This is a genomic window from Klebsiella sp. MBT K-1, assembly GCF_002556465.1.
Classification (GTDB): Bacteria; Pseudomonadota; Gammaproteobacteria; order Enterobacterales; family Enterobacteriaceae; genus Klebsiella; species Klebsiella grimontii.
Map to the genome: position 1 here is coordinate 107590 of NZ_PDEL01000007.1, position 18365 is coordinate 125954.

The following is an 18365-nucleotide window of genomic DNA, read 5'->3' on the forward strand; positions in this document are numbered from 1 at the left end:
AAAGCATCAACCTACGCGGAGTTTCTGGGCGGTACGCACCGGCTTAACGCCGCTGGCGCTCAGGTCCAGGTCACGGCTTTGCAGCAGCAGAACCTGGGCGGCGACATCGCCAAGTGAAGCTTTGTAGCTGGCAATCATACGGGCGAAAATGTTGTAGATGACCACCGCCGGAATCGCAGCGAACAGGCCAATTGCCGTAGCCAGCAGCGCTTCCGCGATGCCTGGCGCCACGACCGCCAGGTTGGTGGTCTGGGTCTGGGCAATACCGATAAAGCTGTTCATGATGCCCCAGACGGTACCAAACAAACCGACGAACGGGGAAATCGCGCCGATGGTCGCCAGATAACCGTTGCCGCGCCCCATGTAACGACCCACCGCCGCCACGCGACGCTCCAGTCGAAAACCGGTACGCTCTTTAATGCCTTCGTTATCTTCAGAACCTGCGGACAGCTCCAGCTCGTTCTGCGCTTCGTTGATCAGTTGGGAAGTCAGGCTTTTCGCCTCGAACGCGTTAGCGATATCGCTGGCCTGGTCGAGAGAGCGTGCTTCGGCAACCAGCTGCTGTTCACGCTTGAGGCGACGCTTGCTGGCCAGGATCTCTGCGCCTTTGCCGAAAAAGATAGCCCATGTGACCACCGACGCCAGAATCAGGCCGATCATCACTACCTTAACGACAATATCGGCATGATGATACATACCCCAAACGGAGAGATCCGCCTGCATCAAATTATTACCCACACTGTATCTCCAGGACGTAAATCACAAAAACTGCGCACAATAATATCAAAACGGCATCGAATTGATAGTGGTTCTCATTAGTATTTACACTGTGCAGTAAATCACGATTATTTTCCTTGCGCTTACGCAGTAAAAAAGTTGCTGACCCCGCCGTTGGTAAAATTTTTACCTGTATCCGCCGCGACCCGGTACATCAACGGGTATTCATGTTAGTTTAGACGTCCAGACGTATAAAAACAGGTTATCTGAACATGGCTGATAAACATCTTGATACTGCGCTGGTTCATGCCGGGCGCAGCAAAAAATACACCCAGGGCTCGGTAAACAGCGTCATTCAGCGCGCCTCATCGCTGGTTTTCGACACCGTCGAAGCGAAAAAACACGCCACCCGCAACCGCGCCAAAGGCGAGCTGTTCTACGGGCGTCGCGGGACGCTGACCCACTTTTCTCTCCAGGAAGCGATGTGCGAGCTGGAAGGCGGAGCCGGCTGCGCGCTCTTTCCCTGCGGCGCGGCGGCGGTCGCCAATACCATTCTGGCGTTTGTCGAGCAGGGCGACCATATTCTGGTGACCAACACCGCCTATGAACCTACCCAGGATTTCTGCACCAAAATCCTCGCCAAACTCGGCGTCACCACCGGCTGGTTCGACCCGCTCATCGGCGGCGATATCGCCCGTCTGGTACAGCCGAACACCCGCGTGGTGTTCCTCGAATCCCCCGGTTCCATCACCATGGAAGTTCATGATGTTCCGGCGATCGTTGCAGCGGTGCGCCGCGTCGCTCCAGAAGCCATCATTATGATCGACAACACCTGGGCGGCGGGGGTGCTGTTCAAAGCGCTGGAGTTTGGTATCGATATCTCCATTCAGGCCGGCACCAAATACCTGATCGGCCATTCCGACGCCATGGTCGGTACCGCCGTGTCCAATGAGCGCTGCTGGGCGCAGCTGCGCGAAAACGCCTATCTGATGGGGCAAATGGTGGATGCCGATACCGCCTATATGACCAGCCGCGGTCTGCGCACCCTGGCGGTGCGCCTGCGTCAGCACCATGAAAGCAGCCTGCAGATTGCCGAATGGCTGGCGCAGCATCCGCAGGTGGCCCGCGTGAACCACCCCGCTCTGCCCGGCAGCAAAGGCCATGAGTTCTGGCAGCGCGACTTCACCGGCAGCAGCGGCCTGTTCTCTTTCGTGCTCAATAAACGCCTGACCGACGCCGAATTGTCCGCTTATCTGGACCACTTCAGCTTGTTCAGCATGGCCTACTCCTGGGGCGGCTTTGAATCGCTGATTTTAGCCAATCAGCCGGAACACATTGCCGCAATCCGACCTGATGCTGAAGTTGATTTCAGCGGCACGCTGATCCGCCTGCATATCGGGTTAGAAAATGTTACCGATCTGCAGGATGATTTAGCGGCGGGCTTCGCGCGTATCGTGTAAAGTGACACTCAGTGGCAACAATAGCGGACGTTTTTTAGAAAAACGGCCGCTTTAGTTGCGCCCGGGATCAAGGTGCCCGAGCCTCTTCAGGAGTACACTAGACAAAAAACACGGTACCACTTAGGAAAGTCCATGGTTGTCATTCAAGAAATTGTCGCCGCGCTGTGGCAGCATGATTTTGCCGCGTTGGCAAACCCCCACGTTGTGGGCGTTGTATATCTGGTCATGTTCGCAACCCTGTTTCTGGAAAACGGTCTGCTGCCCGCCTCATTTTTACCGGGCGATAGCCTGCTGCTGCTCGCCGGGGCGCTGATCGCCAAAGGCGTAATGGACTTTGTACCCACGGTCGCCATTTTAACCGCCGCGGCCAGCCTCGGCTGCTGGCTGAGCTATATCCAGGGGCGCTGGCTGGGTAACACCGTCACGGTTAAGCGCTGGCTTGGGCATCTGCCGCATAAGTACCATCAGCGGGCAACCTGCATGTTTGACAAACACGGCCTGCTGGCGCTGCTGGCCGGGCGTTTTCTGGCGTTTGTTCGCACCCTGCTGCCCACCATGGCGGGCATTTCCGGGCTGCCAAACCGCCGCTTCCAGTTCTTCAACTGGCTGAGCGCGCTGCTGTGGGTTGGCGTGGTTACCGGCCTGGGCTATGCGCTGAGCATGATTCCCTTCGTTAAGCGTCATGAAGATCAGGTCATGACCTGCCTGATGATTTTGCCTATCGCGCTGCTGATCGCCGGGCTGCTCGGTACGGTTATCGTGGTGATTAAAAAGAAATACTGTAACGCCTGAGCGTTTCCAGGGCGGCGCGGATTCGCCGCCCTCACATCCCCTGAATCGTTCTGATTCGCGCCGCATCTTCCCCCGGCGTCATGCCGAAATAACGCTTAAACTCGCGGCTGAACTGCGACGCGCTTTCATACCCTACCCGCATCGCCGCCGCGCTGGCCTTCATACCATCGTGGATCATCAGCATGCGCGCTTTGTGCAGACGGTAGGTTTTCAGATACTGCAGCGGGGAGGTGCTGGTGACCGATTTAAAGTTATGATGGAACGCCGAGACGCTCATATTGGCTTCCGCCGCCAGCTGATCGACGCTGAGGTTTTCCGTGTACTGGCTTTCAATACGCTTCAGCACGCGGCTGATCAGGCTGAAGTGGGTCTGCCGGCTGACCAGCGCCAGCAGCGCCCCACCGCACGGCCCGGTCAGCACGTGATAAAGGATTTCGCGGATAATCTGTTTGCCCAGAATGCGCGCGTCCAGCGGGCGCTCCATCACATCCAGCAGGCGCTCCGCCGCGCACAGAATCTCTTCGGACAGCACCGCGGAGTTGATCCCGCTCGACGCCATGGACGGCTGAAACTGCTCATCTTCACCGATATCCATCAGCAGCTCTTGCAGCTGCAGAATATCGACGTTCAGCCGAATCCCCGCCAGCGGCACTTCCGGGGTGGCGAAGGTTTCGCATTCAAACGGTAGCGGTACCGTCAGCAGCAGATACTCATTGGTGTCATAGCGAAAGGTACGCTCATTAATGTAGCCAATTTTATGCCCGGAAAAGAGAAAAACGATCCCCGGCTGATACATGACCGGCGTCCGCGTCCCCGGCTGGGTACCGTACAGCAGGCGAATATCCGGCAGCAGACCATTAAGCATTTCTTCTTTATCTTTCAGCTGATTAACTTTATGCGTTAATAGCTGGCATATCTCAGCGCGGTTCATTTTTCGGGCCTCTGCGAACGTTTTTATACCTCCGTATTGTGCGCACTTGCGGCGCATTTCTCCAGCCCCAAGGAGAAATGGGCAAGACAACGGCAGGAATGTGCATTGAGGGGAACGGGCGACGGGAACACAATGTCCGTCATCTGACAGAGGGATTGTCTCTGTTGGCGGTTTTATCTATTTGAGGGCACCAGCCATGAATAATTTCGACCTACATACCCCAACCCGCATTCTGTTCGGTAAAGGCGCGATTGAAAATCTGCGCGATCAAATCCCGGCGGATGCTCGCGTGCTTGTCACCTACGGCGGCGGTAGCGTGAAAAAAACCGGCGTGCTTGATCAGGTTCTCAGTGCGCTGAACGGCATTGACGTCCGGGAATTTGGCGGCATCGAGCCCAACCCATCCTACGAAACGCTGATGAACGCGGTGAAAATCGCCCGTGATGAAAAGATCACGTTCCTGCTGGCGGTGGGCGGCGGTTCCGTTCTCGACGGCACCAAATTTATCGCCGCAGCGGCCCACTACAATGCCGACAGCGATCCGTGGGAAATCCTCGAAACCTACGGTAGCAAAGTGGCCAGCGCCATCCCGATGGGCTCCGTGTTGACGCTGCCGGCGACCGGTTCCGAATCCAATAAAGGCGCGGTCATCTCGCGCAAAACCACCGGCGACAAACGCGCGTTTATGTCCAGCCACGTCCAGCCGGTGTTCGCTATCCTGGATCCGGTTTACACCTACACCCTGCCACCGCGCCAGGTGGCTAACGGCGTAGTCGACGCATTTGTCCATACCGTTGAGCAGTACGTCACCTATCCGGTCGACGGCAAAATTCAGGACCGCTTCGCCGAAGGCATTCTGCTGACCCTGGTGGAAGATGGCCCGAAAGCGCTGAAAGAGCCAGAAAACTACGACGTACGCGCCAATATTATGTGGGCGGCCACCCAGGCGCTGAACGGCCTGATTGGCGCAGGCGTGCCGCAGGACTGGGCGACCCATATGCTCGGCCACGAGCTGACCGCCATGCACGGTCTCGATCACGCCCAGACCCTGGCTATCGTCCTGCCTGCGCTGTGGAATGAAAAACGCGACGTTAAACGCGCCAAGCTGCTGCAGTACGCCGCTCGCGTCTGGAACATCACCGAAGGTTCTGAAGAACAGCGTATCGATGCCGCCATCGCCGCAACGCGTGATTTCTTCGAACAGATGGGCGTCCCGACGCGCCTTTCCGCCTACGGTCTGGATGGCAGCTCTATCCCGGCGCTACTGGCGAAGCTGGAAGAGCACGGCATGACCCAACTGGGCGAAAACCAGGATATTACGCTGGACGTCAGCCGCCGTATTTACGAGGCTGCGCGCTAATCAACCTCCTCTCCGACGCGTAAACTCGCGCAAAGGAGAGGAGTTTAACTACCGTTTTTAGCTATTTCGTCCAGACTTAATGCTACCCCTCGGCGGATTTTATTCCGCTGAGTTCATTAACAGGAGGAAGGCATGACACATCCAACCGTTATAAAACTACACGACGGCAACCTGATGCCGCAGCTGGGGCTCGGCGTGTGGAAAGCAGGCAACGAGGAAGTCGTCTCCGCCATTCATAAGGCGCTGGAAGTCGGTTATCGCTCGTTTGACACCGCCGCCGTGTACCAGAATGAAACCGGCGTCGGCAACGCATTGAGCAGCGCAGGCGTCCCCCGCGATGAGCTGTTCGTCACCACGAAACTGTGGAATGACGATCAAAAGCAGCCCAAAGAAGCGCTGCAGGAAAGCCTGAAAAAACTGAAGCTCGACTATGTCGATTTATATTTAATTCACTGGCCGGTTCCGGCAACGAACCACTTCGTCGACGCCTGGAAAAGCTTAATTGAGCTGCAGCAGCAGGGGCTGGCAAAAAGCATCGGCGTGTGTAATTTCCAGGTTCATCATCTGCAAAAAATCATCGATGAAACCGGCGTCGCGCCGGTGATAAACCAGATTGAACTTCACCCGCTGATGCAGCAGCGTCAGCTTCACGCCTGGAATGCGACGCATAAAATTCAGACCGAGTCCTGGAGCCCGCTGGCGCAGGGCGGCGAAGGGGTATTCGATCAGAAAATTATTCGTCAACTGGCGGATAAATACGGTAAAACCCCGGCGCAGATCGTTATTCGCTGGCATCTGGACAGCGGCCTGGTGGTGATCCCGAAATCGGTGACGCCATCGCGCATTGCCGAGAATTTTAACGTCTGGGACTTCCGTCTTGATAAAGATGAATTAAGTGAAATCACTAAACTGGACCAGAACAAACGCCTGGGGCCAGACCCGGATCAGTTTGGCGGCTAAACCGTAAAAAAGCCGGATAGCGCTAGCGCTTATCCGGCCTGGAGATGTTTTGTAAGCCCGGCAGACGCTAGCGCCACCGGGCAATGCAGCCGAATTAACGACCGGCGACCTTACCGCGTTTTACGGGCTTCTTCGCCGTCGCCCCGCCGTTCGAGCGCTGGTGCACAATCGGCGTATGCTTGGTCAGCGCCGGACGGGTATGGCGATTCTGGCGACGCGCTTCACGCATTTCGTCGATCGTCGGCGCCGGTACCAGGCAATCGCGACGACTGCCAATCAGGTGCTTTTTACCCATGGTTTCCAGCGCCTGGCGGATCAGCGGCCAGTTGGCCGGATCGTGATAGCGCAGCAGCGCCTTGTGCAGGCGGCGCTGTTTGTCGCCCTTCGGCACCACCACATCTTCACTCTTATAGCCAATCTTACCCAGCGGGTTCTTACCGGTGTAATACATGGTGGTTGAGTTCGCCAGCGGCGACGGATAGAAGTTCTGCACCTGATCCAGACGGAAACGATGCTGCTTCAGCCACAGCGCCAGGTTCACCATATCTTCATCGCGCGTCCCCGGGTGTGCGGAGATAAAGTAAGGGATCAGATACTGCTCTTTACCGGCCTGTTTCGAATAGGTATCAAACAGCTCTTTAAAACGATCATAGCTGCCCATTCCCGGCTTCATCATCTTCGACAGCGGCCCCTCTTCCGTATGCTCCGGGGCAATCTTCAGATAGCCGCCGACGTGATGGGTGGCCAGCTCTTTGATATAGCGCGGGTCTTCAACGGCGATGTCGTAACGCACGCCGGACGCGATAAGGATCTTTTTGATGCCTTTCAGGTCACGGGCGCGGCGATAAAGATTAATCGTCGGTTCATGGTTAGTGTCCATATGCGGACAGATATCCGGGTAAACGCATGACAGGCGGCGGCAGGTCTGCTCGGCGCGCGGCGACTTGCAGCGCAGCATATACATGTTAGCCGTCGGACCGCCAAGATCGGAAATAATGCCGGTAAAGCCGGGGACCGTGTCGCGAATCGCTTCGATTTCATTGATGATCGAATCTTCGGAGCGGCTCTGAATGATACGGCCCTCATGCTCGGTAATCGAGCAGAAGGAACAGCCGCCAAAACAGCCGCGCATAATGTTAATCGAGAAGCGGATCATCTCGTAGGCCGGAATGCGGGCATCGCCGTATGAGGGATGCGGAACGCGCTTATACGGTAGGGCAAACACGCTATCCATCTCTTCGGTGGAAAGCGGAATAGCGGGCGGGTTAACCCAGATATAGCGCTCGCCGTGTTTCTGCATCAGCGCGCGGGCGCAGCCGGGGTTGGTTTCATGGTGCAGGATCCGCGACGCATGGGCGTAGAGCACCTTGTCGCCCTTCACCTTTTCAAAGGAAGGCAGCAGGACGTAGGTCTTCTCCCACGGCTTCGGACGCGGCGGCTGCACGGTGACGCGCTTCGCTTCCTGTTTTGGCGGTGCGACGGTTTTGTTATCCGCGCACGGCAGATCTTCACCGTACGGATGCGGGATTGGGTCGATTTTCCCCGGCTTATCCAGACGCGTGGAATCGACTCCGCTCCAGCCCGGCAGCGCCTCTTTCACCATGATGGCGGTGTTGCGAACGTCGCGAATTTGCCCGATAGGCTCGCCGGCGGCCAGACGGTGCGCCACTTCCACCAGCGGACGCTCGCCGTTGCCGAACATCAGCATATCGGCCTTAGAGTCCACCAGCACCGAGCGGCGCACGGTATCGGACCAGTAGTCATAGTGCGCGGTACGGCGCAGGCTGGCTTCGATGCCCCCGAGGATCACCGGGACATCTTTCCACGCCTCTTTGCAGCGCTGAGTGTAGACCAGCGTAGCGCGATCCGGGCGCTTGCCGGCCACGTTACCCGCCGTGTAAGCATCGTCATGGCGCAGCTTACGGTCAGCGGTGTAGCGGTTGATCATCGAGTCCATGTTACCGGCGGTGACGCCGAAGAACAGGTTCGGTTTACCCAGACGCATAAAGTCATCTTTGTTGTTCCAGTCCGGCTGGGAAATAATCCCCACGCGGAATCCCTGGGATTCCAGCATGCGTCCGCAGATCGCCATGCCGAAGCTCGGGTGATCGACATAGGCATCGCCGGTAACCAGAATAATGTCGCAGCTATCCCAGCCAAGTTGATCCATCTCTTCTCGCGACATCGGCAAGAACGGCGCGGGGCCAAAGCAGGCGGCCCAGTACTGCGGCCAGGAGAAAAGGTCACGATCCGGTTGGATCAGGGATATTGCGCTCATATTGCTTCCGGGGAAATGATAAAAAAATAATCAAAAAGGGCGGCGATTATAAGCCGGAACGATGGAAGAAATGAAGGAGGTTTTTCCGATCCCGGCCAGCAGGGGCCGGGACAGAACACATTACGGCGCCGGATTCACCAGAATCTGGCCAATAGAGCCCCGGTCGGCAAGCTCCAGCGTCTGACTTAAGTACTGGAACGGGAAGTGCGGCCAGGAGGGCTGATTGTAATAGACCAGCAGCTCAACCTGGCCATCGATCCAGACGGTATCCTTCCAGCCGCGATCTTCCGGGAACGGCGCGGAGCCGTTGACGTTACGCACCTGGAACATGACGCCTTCAATATGGAACGACTGCGGCCGGTCGGCGCGCACCGTCCAGCGCTCCCAGGTTCCCTGCTGCGCCGTAATATCGATACGCTGCGGATCCCACAGCTGACCGTTAATACCCGGATCGTCGCCAAGCGTGATATCGCGGCTGCGAATCGCCGCGCCGGCCAGAATTTCCGTCGGCAGCAAACGCACGGGCAGGCTATCGGTCACCAGCGGCAGCAGGCCCGTCGGGCGCAGCGTCAGAATCAGCGTGGAAATCAGGATGCTCGACGGTTCGAAAAAGCCGCGAATACGATCGACGATGCTGGCCGCTTCCCCGCAGGTGATCGACACTTCATCGCCGTTGGTCATATCGACCAGAATTTCACGACGCTCGCCCGGCGCCAGCGACAGCTGCTTCAGCGAAACCGGCGCCGGCAGCAGCCCCTGATCGCCGGAAATCACGTGCAGCAATCGACCATCGCTCATCTGCAGTTGATAGCGACGGGAGTTGGACGCATTCAGCAGGCGCAGGCGCACCCAGCCGCGCGACACTTCCACGAAAGGCCCCTGAACGCCGTTCACCAGCAGCGTATCGCCAACGAACCCTCCGCTACCGGGCTCGCTATACTCAGGCGTACCGAAGTTATCCAGACGCTTGTCCTGAATAATCACCGGGAAATCATCCACGCCGTAGTGATTGGGGATCGGCAGATTTTTACTGACATCATCTTCCACCAGCCACATCCCGGCCAGGCCGTTATAGACCTGTTTTGCCATATGGTTTGGCGTGTTGGCCTGATACCACAGCGTCGCCGCGCTTTGGCGGATTGGTAGTACCGGAGCCCAGTCGGCGTTGGCGGACATCATGCGCGCGGCGCCGCCAATCAGCGGACCGGGGACCTGCAGACCGCGGATGGTCATCGCGACGTTTTCCGTCAGGCGGTTGCTGTAAATCAGCTTCACATCGTCGCCGTTCCAGACACGAATAGTTGGCCCCATATAGCGGCCGTTAATCCCCCACACCGATGCGCGGGTTCCGGGCGTAAACGACCAGTGCGCTCGCTGTAGCGTCAAAAATAGCGGCTGCCCGCGGCGGGACTCCAGCAGAGGAGGGATCGGCAGCGCAGGCTGCTGACCAGCGGCCTGTGCCTTCAGCGGCGCGGCGCCTGCGCACAGCGCTACGCCTGAAGCCTTAATGAACTGACGCCGACTGAGTGACATATTTACTCCATGAAATACTGACTAATTAACAAGGGAATTCGTTTCCCGCCAGCAATACGCGCGCGGTTCGCGGCGTTTCCTGTGTTATTTCTTTGCGGCCGCTTCGCGTTCGGCAACTTCTTTATCCAGCTCAGCGATTTTAGCGGACATCAGCTCGCGACAGTGTGTCGCCAGCGCGCGAACGCCCTCTTTTCCATACTGGCTGGTGTCTACCGGCGGCAGCATTTCTACAATCACCAGACCGTTATTCAGGCGATTGAGATTAATTTTATTCGATGTATTAGACACGCACACCGGAATAATGGGCACGCCAGCCGCGACAGCCGCATGAAAAGCGCCGGTTTTAAAAGGCAGCAGACCGCGACCGCGGCTGCGGGTCCCTTCCGGAAACATCCAAAAAGAGATATTGCGCTTTTTAAACGCGTTCACGACTTCGGCAATAGTGCCGTGCGCTTTTGCCCGGTTATTGCGGTCAATCAGCAGGTTCCCCGTGAGCCAGTAGAGCTGGCCGAAAAATGGGATCCACGCCAGGCTCTTTTTACCCACGGTAACGGTCGGCGGCTGCACGATATTTGATGCCGTCACCATATCATAGTTATTCTGGTGGTTAGCGATATAGATGGCGTTGCCGTAGCTTTCCGCATCGGCCGGCTTGCGCAGCTCGACTTTCAGGCCGAAAACCGGCGACAGTTTGCCAAACAGGTGACCGAAGGTGGCGACGTGCTTAGGATTACGCGGACTGAACAGACAATAAATACAGCCGAAGATGCAGACCAGAATACAATAGATGACAACGATAATTAGTCGAAAAATAAATAGCATAGCTACCTCTAAAACCCAAACCGCTTAGAATTATACTCGCTGTTTCGCAGATTGCAGGCATCGGGCATCATTGCAAAGCGCGTTAAGCACCCGAACGATGCTGGCGGATATTGTTAATCGCAATGCCTGAATAAACAACGATTTTGCGGTAAATATTAACCTCCCCCGCCGAACTGCGAGGGAGGGTCATCCTACTCTTCGCTATCGCCCGCGGAGGCGCGACGCGGTGAATCAATCTCCACCCGGTCGATCTTCTGCAGTCCGCGCATCAGAGAGCCGCGGCGGCCGCGCTCGCCGGTGACTTTTTGCAGCTCTTCCGGACGGAGTTTGATTTTCCGTTTGCCGACGTGAATCGTCAGCGTACTTTGCGGCGGCAGGACAAACAGATGCGCCAGGCCATCCTGGCCCGCAGCCGCTTCCGCCGACGGGATGTTGATAATCTTGTTGCCTTTGCCCTTCGACAGCTGCGGCAGGTCGCTGACCGGGAACATCAGCATGCGGCCGGCGGCGGTAATGGCCAGCAGCATATCGGACTCGTCCTCAATCACCAGCGGCGGCATCACGTGGGCGTTATCCGGAAGGCTAATCAACGTCTTACCAGCGCGATTGCGCGCAACCAGATCGTTGAAAGTACAAATAAACCCGTAGCCTGCGTCGGAAGCCAGCAGCAGTTTTTGATCATCGGCCTCCATCAGCATATGTTCCACCGTCGCCCCCGGCGGCAGCGTCAGCTTACCGGTGAGCGGCTCGCCCTGCCCGCGTGCGGACGGCAGGGTGATCGGATCAATCGCGTAGCTGCGCCCGGTGGTGTCAATGAAGACCACCGGCTGATTGCTCTTCCCTTTCACTGCGGCTTTGAAACTGTCGCCCGCTTTATAGTTCAGCCCCGGCGCGTCGATATCATGACCTTTGGCGCTACGAACCCAGCCGCTCTGCGACAGAACGATAGTGACCGGCTCGGACGGCAGCATATCGTGCTCGCTCATCGCTTTCGCTTCTTCACGCTCGCGCAGCGGCGAACGGCGATCGTCGCCGTAGGCGTCAGCGTCGGCCTGCAGTTCTTTCTTCAGCAGGTTATTCATCTTGCGTTCTGAAGCCAGAATGGCCTGCAGATGGTCGCGTTCTTTTTCCAGCTCGCTTTGTTCACCGCGGATCTTCATCTCTTCCAGTCGGGCGAGATGGCGCAGTTTTAACTCCAGAATCGCTTCCGCCTGGGTTTCGCTGATGCCGAAGCGCGACATCAGGGCCGGTTTCGGCTCATCTTCGTGGCGGATAATTTCGATAACTTCATCGATATTCAGAAACGCCACCAGCAAACCTTCCAGGATATGCAGGCGCTTGAGGACTTTTTCCAGACGGTAGCTGAGACGACGGCGTACGGTATCGCGACGGAAAGTCAGCCATTCCGAGAGGATTTCCAGCAGGTTTTTTACCGCCGGACGGTTATCGAGACCGATCATATTCAGGTTGATACGGTAGCTCTTTTCCAGATCGGTCGTCGCGAACAGGTGGTTCATCACCTGCTCCATATCCACGCGGTTAGAACGCGGGACAATCACCAGGCGAGTCGGGTTTTCGTGATCCGATTCGTCGCGCAGGTCATCCACCATCGGCAGCTTTTTATTGCGCATCTGGGCGGCGATCTGCTCCAGCACGCGGGCGCCGGAAACCTGATGCGGCAGGGCGCTGATCACCACCGCGCCGTCTTCTTTCGTCCACACCGCGCGCATACGCACCGAACCGCGGCCATTCTGGTAGATTTTACGGATCTCGGCGCGGGGGGTAATGATTTCCGCTTCGGTCGGATAATCCGGCCCCTGTACGATATCCAGCAGATCGTCGAGCGACGTCTGCGGTTTTTCAATCAGGGTAATGGCAGCCTGAGCGACTTCACGCAAGTTGTGCGGCGGAATATCCGTCGCCATGCCGACGGCGATGCCGGTAGTGCCGTTGAGCAGAATATTGGGCAGGCGCGCAGGCAGCATTTTCGGCTCCTGCAGGGTGCCGTCAAAGTTCGGTACCCAGTCAACGGTGCCCTGCCCCAGTTCGCTCAGCAGCAGTTCAGCATACTTCGACAAACGGGATTCGGTATAACGCATCGCGGCGAAGGATTTAGGATCGTCCGGCGCCCCCCAGTTCCCCTGACCGTCGACCAGCGGATAGCGGTAAGAGAAGGGTTGCGCCATCAGCACCATGGCTTCATAACACGCGCTATCGCCGTGCGGATGGTATTTACCCAGAACGTCGCCGACGGTGCGGGCGGACTTTTTGAATTTGGCGCTGGCGTTCAGACCCAGTTCAGACATCGCATAGACGATGCGACGCTGGACCGGCTTCAGGCCATCGCCAATAAACGGCAGCGCCCTGTCCATGATGACGTACATGGAGTAGTTAAGGTAGGCGTTTTCCGTAAATTCATGCAGCGCGAGGCGCTCTGCCATATCGCTCATTAATCGTGAATCCTCAATCTGCGTACCGGCCGTTCGGACGGCAAAACTACCGGCGATAATACCCTATCTGACGCCCTGAGTCACAGGGCGTTAGGCCGGTTGAGGATCCCTGATTCACGGGTTATGCCCCGACATGAGATCGGGGCCAAATATTATTGCGCGATTTTACGAATCTGCTTTACGTCGATTTCCACAGAGTTCCAGTCTTTATCGACTTCACCCTGAATCTCTACCGTGTCCTGCGGGGTTACGGTCACGCCGTTCCAGCGCTTATGATCGATATCGACGTTCACGATGCCGGAGCTGTCCTGGAATTTATACAGGTCGTCGGAAATACGCTCCACGATTTTACCGCGCAGGGTCACCCAGGTATCGTCACGCAGGGTTTTCGCATTGGCGACCGTTGTTACGCTCCCGTTCGGGCCAATGAACCCGCCGTTTTGCGTGGTCGTCTGGCTGGTTGGCGCGGATCCAGGTCCGGAAAATCCGCCCTGCTCAGCGGCCAGTACCGGCATGGAAACTAAGGCGATGATAGCGGTCATTGCGGCGATTTTCTTCATGATGTGTTCTCCCTTTGTGTTTATATCGTCACTATTACACCGGGCAAAACTTAACAACTTCTTAAGCGGAAAAAATAATTTTTTTTCCTGTACAGCGCGCGCCGCGACGCGCTTTACTGCTGGAATAGCCGAGGGACACAGGAGCAGGAGAATGCGCATTTTACTGGTGGAAGACGACAAACTGATCGGTGACGGCCTCAAAACCGGACTGGCCAAACTGGGCTTCAGCGTCGACTGGTTTACCCGCGGCGAGGAAGGCAAAGCCGCGCTGTACAACGCCCCGTACGACGCCATTGTCCTGGACCTGACGCTCCCCGGTATCGATGGGCTGGATATTCTGCGCGAATGGCGCGACAAAGGCCGCCACGAACCGGTACTGATCCTGACCGCCCGCGACGCGCTCAGCCAGCGTGTCGAAGGGCTTCGGCTCGGCGCCGATGACTATCTTTGCAAACCTTTCGCGCTGGTTGAAGTTGCCGCGCGCCTGGAAGCGCTGATGCGCCGCGCCCACGGCCAAAGCAGCAGCGAACTGCGGCACGGCAATGTGGTCCTCGATCCAGGCCGACTCACAACCACCCTGAACGGCGAGAGCCTGGCGCTCAAGCCAAAGGAGTTTGCTCTGCTGGAGCTGCTGATGCGCAATGCCGGACGCGTGCTGCCGCGTAAGCTTATTGAAGAAAAGCTCTATAGCTGGGATGACGACGTCTCCAGCAACGCCATAGAAGTGCACGTCCATCATCTGCGCCGTAAGCTCGGCAGCGCTTTCATTCGTACCGTACACGGCATCGGCTATACCCTGGGGGACGCATGAAGCGGCTGGGAAAACTGAGCCTGCGGGTCCGCCTGACGCTGCTTTTTTTGCTGCTGACCAGCGCCGCCTGGGGCATGGCCAGCTTTGTGGCCTGGCAACAGACCACCGACAAGCTGGATAAGCTGTTCGATACGCAGCAGCTGCTTTTCGCCCGCCGCCTAAGCGCGATGAATTTCGACGAGCTGCATACTCTCGCGCCGCAGGTGCGGACGAAGAAAAAGGTCAAGCACGGCCATCTCGACGACGATGCGCTGGCTTTCGCTATCTTTACGACCGACGGCAAAATGGTGCTTAACGATGGCGAAAATGGCCAGGATATCCTGTGGGGTAACGACCGGGAGGGGTTCAGCGACGGCTATCTGCGCGGCGACGATGACGAGTGGCGCTTTCTGTGGCTCACCACCCGCGACGGGCGCCATCGTATCGTCGTCGGCCAGGAGTGGGATTACCGCCGCGAGATGGCGCTGGATATCGTCACCTCACAGCTTACGCCCTGGCTGGTGGCGCTGCCGCTGATGTTTTTACTGCTCATCGTGCTGTTAAGCCGGGAACTGGCGCCGCTGAAAAAGCTGGCCACCACGCTGCGCACCCGGGCGCCGGATTCCGCCGAAACGCTAAATAGCGACAACGTGCCTAATGAGGTCCGTCCGCTGGTCGACGCGCTAAATCAGCTCTTTACCCGGACGCACGACACCATGATCCGCGAGCGTCGCTTCACCTCCGATGCCGCCCACGAACTGCGCAGCCCGCTGGCGGCGCTGAAGGTGCAGACTGAAGTGGCCCAGCTCTCGCTGGACGATCCGCAAGGGCTGGATAAAGCGCTGGAGCAGCTCCATCAGGGTATCGATCGCGCAACCCGCCTGGTCGACCAGCTACTGACTCTATCGCGCCTGGATTCGCTGGCGCAGCTGGATGATGTTCAAACGATCGCTCTTGATGAACTGCTCCAGTCGGCGGTCATGGAGATGTACCACCCGGCGCAGCTGGCCGGAGTTGAGCTGCGCCTGCACCTGAACGCAAAGAGCATCATGCGCACCGGGCAGCCGCTGCTGCTAAGCCTGCTGGTGCGCAATCTTTTAGATAACGCCGTGCGCTACAGCCCCGCCGGAAGCCAGGTCGACATCACCCTGGATGCCGGTGAATTCCGCGTACGCGACAACGGCCCGGGCATCAGCGCCGAGGCCCTGACGCGCGTCGGCGAGCGCTTTTATCGTCCTCCTGGCCAGGAGCAGCCCGGCAGCGGCCTCGGGCTCTCCATCGTCAAACGTATCGCCGCGCTGCACGGGATGACGGCAAGTTTCGGCAACGCCCGGGACGGCGGATTCGAGGCGCGCATTCGCTGGTAGCGGCATTATTGCTATAAAAGCAAAAGACTTTGCACATTTTGCTCATTTTACCGCTCTGCCCGACGGGGTAAAATTAACCACAAAATTGAAAAGTTGAGGATAAAAAATGAGCAACATCCTGATTATTAATGGCGCAAAAAAGTTCGGCCACTCTAACGGCCAGCTGAACGACACCCTGACTGAAGTCGCGGAAACCTATCTGCGCGACCTCGGGCATGATGTTAAAGTGGTCCGCGCCGATAGCGACTACGACGTGAAAACCGAAGTGCAAAACTTCCTGTGGGCCGATTCCGTTATCTGGCAAATGCCGGGCTGGTGGATGGGCGCGCCGTGGACGGTGAAAAAGTACATCGATGACGTCTTTACCGAAGGTCACGGCGCGCTGTATGCCAGCGATGGCCGCACCCGCTCCGATGCCAGTAAGAAATATGGCTCCGGCGGCCTGATTCAGGGCAAAAAATATATGCTGTCCCTGACCTGGAACGCGCCGATGGAAGCCTTCACCGAGAAAGATCAGTTCTTCCACGGCGTTGGCGTCGATGGCGTTTACCTGCCGTTCCATAAGGCCAACCAGTTCCTCGGGATGAGCGCCCTGCCGACCTTCATCGCCAACGATGTGATCAAAATGCCCGATGTTCCGCGTTATACGGCAGAATATCGCAAGCATCTGGCTGAAATTTTTGGTTAACTGTAATGAGTTATGAAAAGACGACAAGCGCGGCTAACCGAGCGGCGGCTTGAAGTATGATGAGAATAGACAGAAGGAGTTGAGTTAACCATGTTGACAGTGATCGCTGAAATTCGCACTCGTCCGGGCCAACACCACCGCCAGGCGGTGCTGGATCAGTTCGCAAAAATTACCCCGACCGTTCTCCAGGAAGAGGGCTGCCACGGCTATGCGCCGCTGGTGGATCACGCCGCTGGCGTCAGTTTTCAGACCACCTCGCCGGACTCAATTGTGATGGTCGAGCAGTGGGAAAGCGTCGCGCATCTTGAAGCGCACCTGCAGACCCCGCACATGAAAGCCTACAGCGAAGCCGTGAAAGGCGACGTGCTGGAGATGAGCATTCGTATTCTGGAAGCGGGCATTTAAGCAACGCTGGCCGCCCGGTAAGCGCACGCTACCGGGCAATAGCGTTACCAGTACAGTTTCCAGTTCTGCGTCATGCGCATCAGCGCTTCAACGTAAAAATAGTCCCCCCAGCTACAGCACTCATCGACGCCTTTATTACTCGCCAGATGGTAGACCGAGTGCTTGAGTAAACCATTACCCTTGTCACTTTTTGCCATCAGATAGCCCTTCGTTAGCGAGGCCATTATCGCCATCGCCCACTGTTGATAGCGTTCGCGATCCGGGTCGGTCGTTGGCAACTGCTTAACCAACTCCAGCAGACCGCATACGGCGATAGCAGCCGAAGAAGAGTCTCGCAGCGCATCGGTGTTTATCAGCGCCAGATCCCAATGACAGACATAGTCCTCTGGCAGGCGGTTGAGGAAATAGTTGGCCAGTTTTTTTGCCAGGCCGACCAGCGCCCTGTCGCCGGTATAGATATAGCTGAGCAGAAAACCATAAATTCCCCACGCCTGGCCGCGGGACCAGCAGGAATCATCGGCATAACCCTGCTGAGTATTCCCATAGCGCGGCTTCCCGCTGACAACATCCATATAATAGGTGTGCCAGGTCGAAGCATCTTCACGTACCAGAAAAGCCGCCGATTGCCTGACGTGCGCCAGAGCCGCATCCCTGAAGCGCGGGTCGCCCGTTTGCTCGCTTGCCCAATAAAGCAGCGGCAGATTCATCGTGCAGTCAATAATCATCCGCCCGGCCTGGGCGGGATCGTTGAGATCGCCCCAGGCCTGAATAATCTGCGCCTTCGCGTGAAAGCGCTCCAACAGAGCCTCCGCCGCCATCAGCGAGAACCCGCGCGCGTCGCGATTACCGGTTAAACGCCAGGCCGCCACGCAGGAAAGCGTGTAGAGAAAGCCCAAATCATGCGTATTGGTGTCGTGACGCCCTGCAATACGCAGACCGAAAGTCCGCACGTTTTTCTCCGCCATCTGACGAAACTTATCTTCACCGCTCATCTCCCACGCCAGCCATAGCTGTCCGGTCCAAAAACTGGTCGTCCACTCGACGTTTTCAGTCAACGGATAATAACCTTCGACGCAGGTCTCAGCGGGAAATTGTTCACCGAATTCCGTTAAATGACGGCCAATCAGTTCAAGGACATCTTCACGCGCCCGCTTCATTTCTTCCCGGAAGCAATCCATTGAGATCGGCTCGCCGGGGAAATCGCGCAATGGTTCCTCTACGATATTATTTAACATATTTCGGTTCCTTATCG

15 protein-coding genes and 1 pseudogene are annotated in these 18365 nt (G+C 57.3%); 8 read left to right on the plus strand and 8 right to left on the minus strand.

The annotated features are described in order from the left end of the window. Positions 1–6: 6 nt before the first annotated feature. Complete coding sequence (exbB, locus tag CMQ96_RS12090) at positions 7–738, minus strand: tol-pal system-associated acyl-CoA thioesterase (protein WP_004125237.1); 732 nt, start codon at positions 736–738, stop codon at positions 7–9. Positions 739–989: 251 nt separating this feature from the next. Here exbB and metC point away from each other — a divergent pair, with 251 nt between their 5' ends. Both metC and yghB read left to right on the plus strand, forming a co-directional pair. After that, on the plus strand, positions 990–2177 hold the full coding sequence (gene metC, locus CMQ96_RS12100) for a cystathionine beta-lyase (RefSeq protein ID WP_004125240.1): 1188 nt from the start codon (positions 990–992) through the stop codon (positions 2175–2177). A 132-nt stretch (positions 2178–2309) separates the two neighbouring features. Further along, positions 2310–2969: a DedA family general envelope maintenance protein YghB gene (gene yghB, locus CMQ96_RS12105; RefSeq protein ID WP_004125241.1), complete on the plus strand. Its 660-nt coding sequence runs from the start codon at positions 2310–2312 to the stop codon at positions 2967–2969. A gap of 31 nt (positions 2970–3000) precedes the next feature. On the opposite strand, the gene CMQ96_RS12110 is transcribed toward yghB, so the two are convergent. After that, positions 3001–3900, minus strand: coding sequence for an AraC family transcriptional regulator (locus CMQ96_RS12110; protein WP_004115613.1), 900 nt, complete (start codon positions 3898–3900; stop codon positions 3001–3003). A gap of 196 nt (positions 3901–4096) precedes the next feature. On the opposite strand from CMQ96_RS12110, the gene yqhD reads away from it, so the two are divergent. Together yqhD and dkgA are read left to right on the plus strand one after the other, a co-directional pair. Further along, positions 4097–5260 carry an alcohol dehydrogenase gene (yqhD, locus tag CMQ96_RS12120; protein ID WP_004125245.1) on the plus strand — a complete coding sequence of 388 codons (1164 nt, stop codon included), beginning with the start codon at positions 4097–4099 and terminating at the stop codon, positions 5258–5260. 132 nt (positions 5261–5392) lie between these two features. Continuing rightward, positions 5393–6220: a 2,5-didehydrogluconate reductase DkgA gene (gene dkgA / locus CMQ96_RS12125; RefSeq protein WP_004135777.1), complete on the plus strand. Its 828-nt coding sequence runs from the start codon at positions 5393–5395 to the stop codon at positions 6218–6220. Between the two features lie 67 nt (positions 6221–6287). Here the strand turns inward: dkgA and CMQ96_RS12130 are convergent. The 5 genes and pseudogenes from CMQ96_RS12130 to CMQ96_RS12150 form a co-directional block, all read right to left on the minus strand. Then, a pseudogene (locus CMQ96_RS12130) lies at positions 6288–8588 on the minus strand (YgiQ family radical SAM protein). 30 nt (positions 8589–8618) lie between these two features. Continuing rightward, positions 8619–10031 carry a cell division protein FtsP gene (gene ftsP, locus CMQ96_RS12135; protein WP_004125252.1) on the minus strand — a complete coding sequence of 471 codons (1413 nt, stop codon included), beginning with the start codon at positions 10029–10031 and terminating at the stop codon, positions 8619–8621. 84 nt (positions 10032–10115) lie between these two features. After that, a complete protein-coding gene (plsC, locus tag CMQ96_RS12140) occupies positions 10116–10853 on the minus strand; it encodes a 1-acylglycerol-3-phosphate O-acyltransferase (protein ID WP_004125254.1) in 738 nt (245 codons plus the stop codon). A 191-nt stretch (positions 10854–11044) separates the two neighbouring features. Continuing rightward, positions 11045–13303: a DNA topoisomerase IV subunit A gene (gene parC, locus CMQ96_RS12145; RefSeq protein ID WP_004135773.1), complete on the minus strand. Its 2259-nt coding sequence runs from the start codon at positions 13301–13303 to the stop codon at positions 11045–11047. A gap of 152 nt (positions 13304–13455) precedes the next feature. Then, on the minus strand, positions 13456–13863 hold the full coding sequence (locus CMQ96_RS12150; RefSeq protein WP_004135770.1) for a YgiW/YdeI family stress tolerance OB fold protein: 408 nt from the start codon (positions 13861–13863) through the stop codon (positions 13456–13458). 151 nt (positions 13864–14014) lie between these two features. On the opposite strand from CMQ96_RS12150, the gene qseB reads away from it, so the two are divergent. The 4 genes from qseB to CMQ96_RS12170 all read left to right on the plus strand — a co-directional run bounded on the left by qseB (position 14015) and on the right by CMQ96_RS12170 (position 17113). Further along, positions 14015–14674, plus strand: coding sequence for a quorum sensing response regulator transcription factor QseB (gene qseB, locus CMQ96_RS12155; protein WP_004135762.1), 660 nt, complete (start codon positions 14015–14017; stop codon positions 14672–14674). After that, entirely contained in the window at positions 14671–16020 is a 1350-nt protein-coding gene (gene qseC, locus CMQ96_RS12160) for a quorum sensing histidine kinase QseC (RefSeq protein WP_049087439.1), read from the plus strand. Before qseB ends, qseC begins: the two co-directional genes overlap by 4 nt. 106 nt (positions 16021–16126) lie before the next feature. Continuing rightward, positions 16127–16708 carry an NAD(P)H-dependent oxidoreductase gene (locus CMQ96_RS12165; protein WP_004125278.1) on the plus strand — a complete coding sequence of 194 codons (582 nt, stop codon included), beginning with the start codon at positions 16127–16129 and terminating at the stop codon, positions 16706–16708. 90 nt (positions 16709–16798) lie between these two features. After that, positions 16799–17113, plus strand: a complete 315-nt coding sequence (locus CMQ96_RS12170; RefSeq protein ID WP_004135759.1) for a putative quinol monooxygenase — start codon at positions 16799–16801, stop codon at positions 17111–17113. Positions 17114–17157: 44 nt separating this feature from the next. Here CMQ96_RS12170 and CMQ96_RS12175 read toward each other — a convergent pair whose 3' ends face one another. Further along, a complete protein-coding gene (locus CMQ96_RS12175) occupies positions 17158–18348 on the minus strand; it encodes a glycoside hydrolase family 88 protein (RefSeq protein WP_049087440.1) in 1191 nt (396 codons plus the stop codon). Between the last annotated feature and the right edge of the window lie 17 nt (positions 18349–18365).

What these genes read in the sequence shown, in the direction of transcription:
- qseC (WP_049087439.1), top strand. Translation starts at nt 14,671, where the DNA reads ATGAAGCGGCTGGGAAAACTGAGCCTGCGGGTCCGCCTGACGCTGCTT.
- dkgA (WP_004135777.1), top strand. Translation starts at nt 5,393, where the DNA reads ATGACACATCCAACCGTTATAAAACTACACGACGGCAACCTGATGCCG.
- CMQ96_RS12110 (WP_004115613.1), bottom strand. Translation starts at nt 3,900, where the DNA reads ATGAACCGCGCTGAGATATGCCAGCTATTAACGCATAAAGTTAATCAG.
- parC (WP_004135773.1), bottom strand. Translation starts at nt 13,303, where the DNA reads ATGAGCGATATGGCAGAGCGCCTCGCGCTGCATGAATTTACGGAAAAC.
- yghB (WP_004125241.1), top strand. Translation starts at nt 2,310, where the DNA reads ATGGTTGTCATTCAAGAAATTGTCGCCGCGCTGTGGCAGCATGATTTT.
- CMQ96_RS12170 (WP_004135759.1), top strand. Translation starts at nt 16,799, where the DNA reads ATGTTGACAGTGATCGCTGAAATTCGCACTCGTCCGGGCCAACACCAC.
- ftsP (WP_004125252.1), bottom strand. Translation starts at nt 10,031, where the DNA reads ATGTCACTCAGTCGGCGTCAGTTCATTAAGGCTTCAGGCGTAGCGCTG.
- CMQ96_RS12175 (WP_049087440.1), bottom strand. Translation starts at nt 18,348, where the DNA reads ATGTTAAATAATATCGTAGAGGAACCATTGCGCGATTTCCCCGGCGAG.
- CMQ96_RS12165 (WP_004125278.1), top strand. Translation starts at nt 16,127, where the DNA reads ATGAGCAACATCCTGATTATTAATGGCGCAAAAAAGTTCGGCCACTCT.
- plsC (WP_004125254.1), bottom strand. Translation starts at nt 10,853, where the DNA reads ATGCTATTTATTTTTCGACTAATTATCGTTGTCATCTATTGTATTCTG.
- CMQ96_RS12150 (WP_004135770.1), bottom strand. Translation starts at nt 13,863, where the DNA reads ATGAAGAAAATCGCCGCAATGACCGCTATCATCGCCTTAGTTTCCATG.
- yqhD (WP_004125245.1), top strand. Translation starts at nt 4,097, where the DNA reads ATGAATAATTTCGACCTACATACCCCAACCCGCATTCTGTTCGGTAAA.
- qseB (WP_004135762.1), top strand. Translation starts at nt 14,015, where the DNA reads ATGCGCATTTTACTGGTGGAAGACGACAAACTGATCGGTGACGGCCTC.
- metC (WP_004125240.1), top strand. Translation starts at nt 990, where the DNA reads ATGGCTGATAAACATCTTGATACTGCGCTGGTTCATGCCGGGCGCAGC.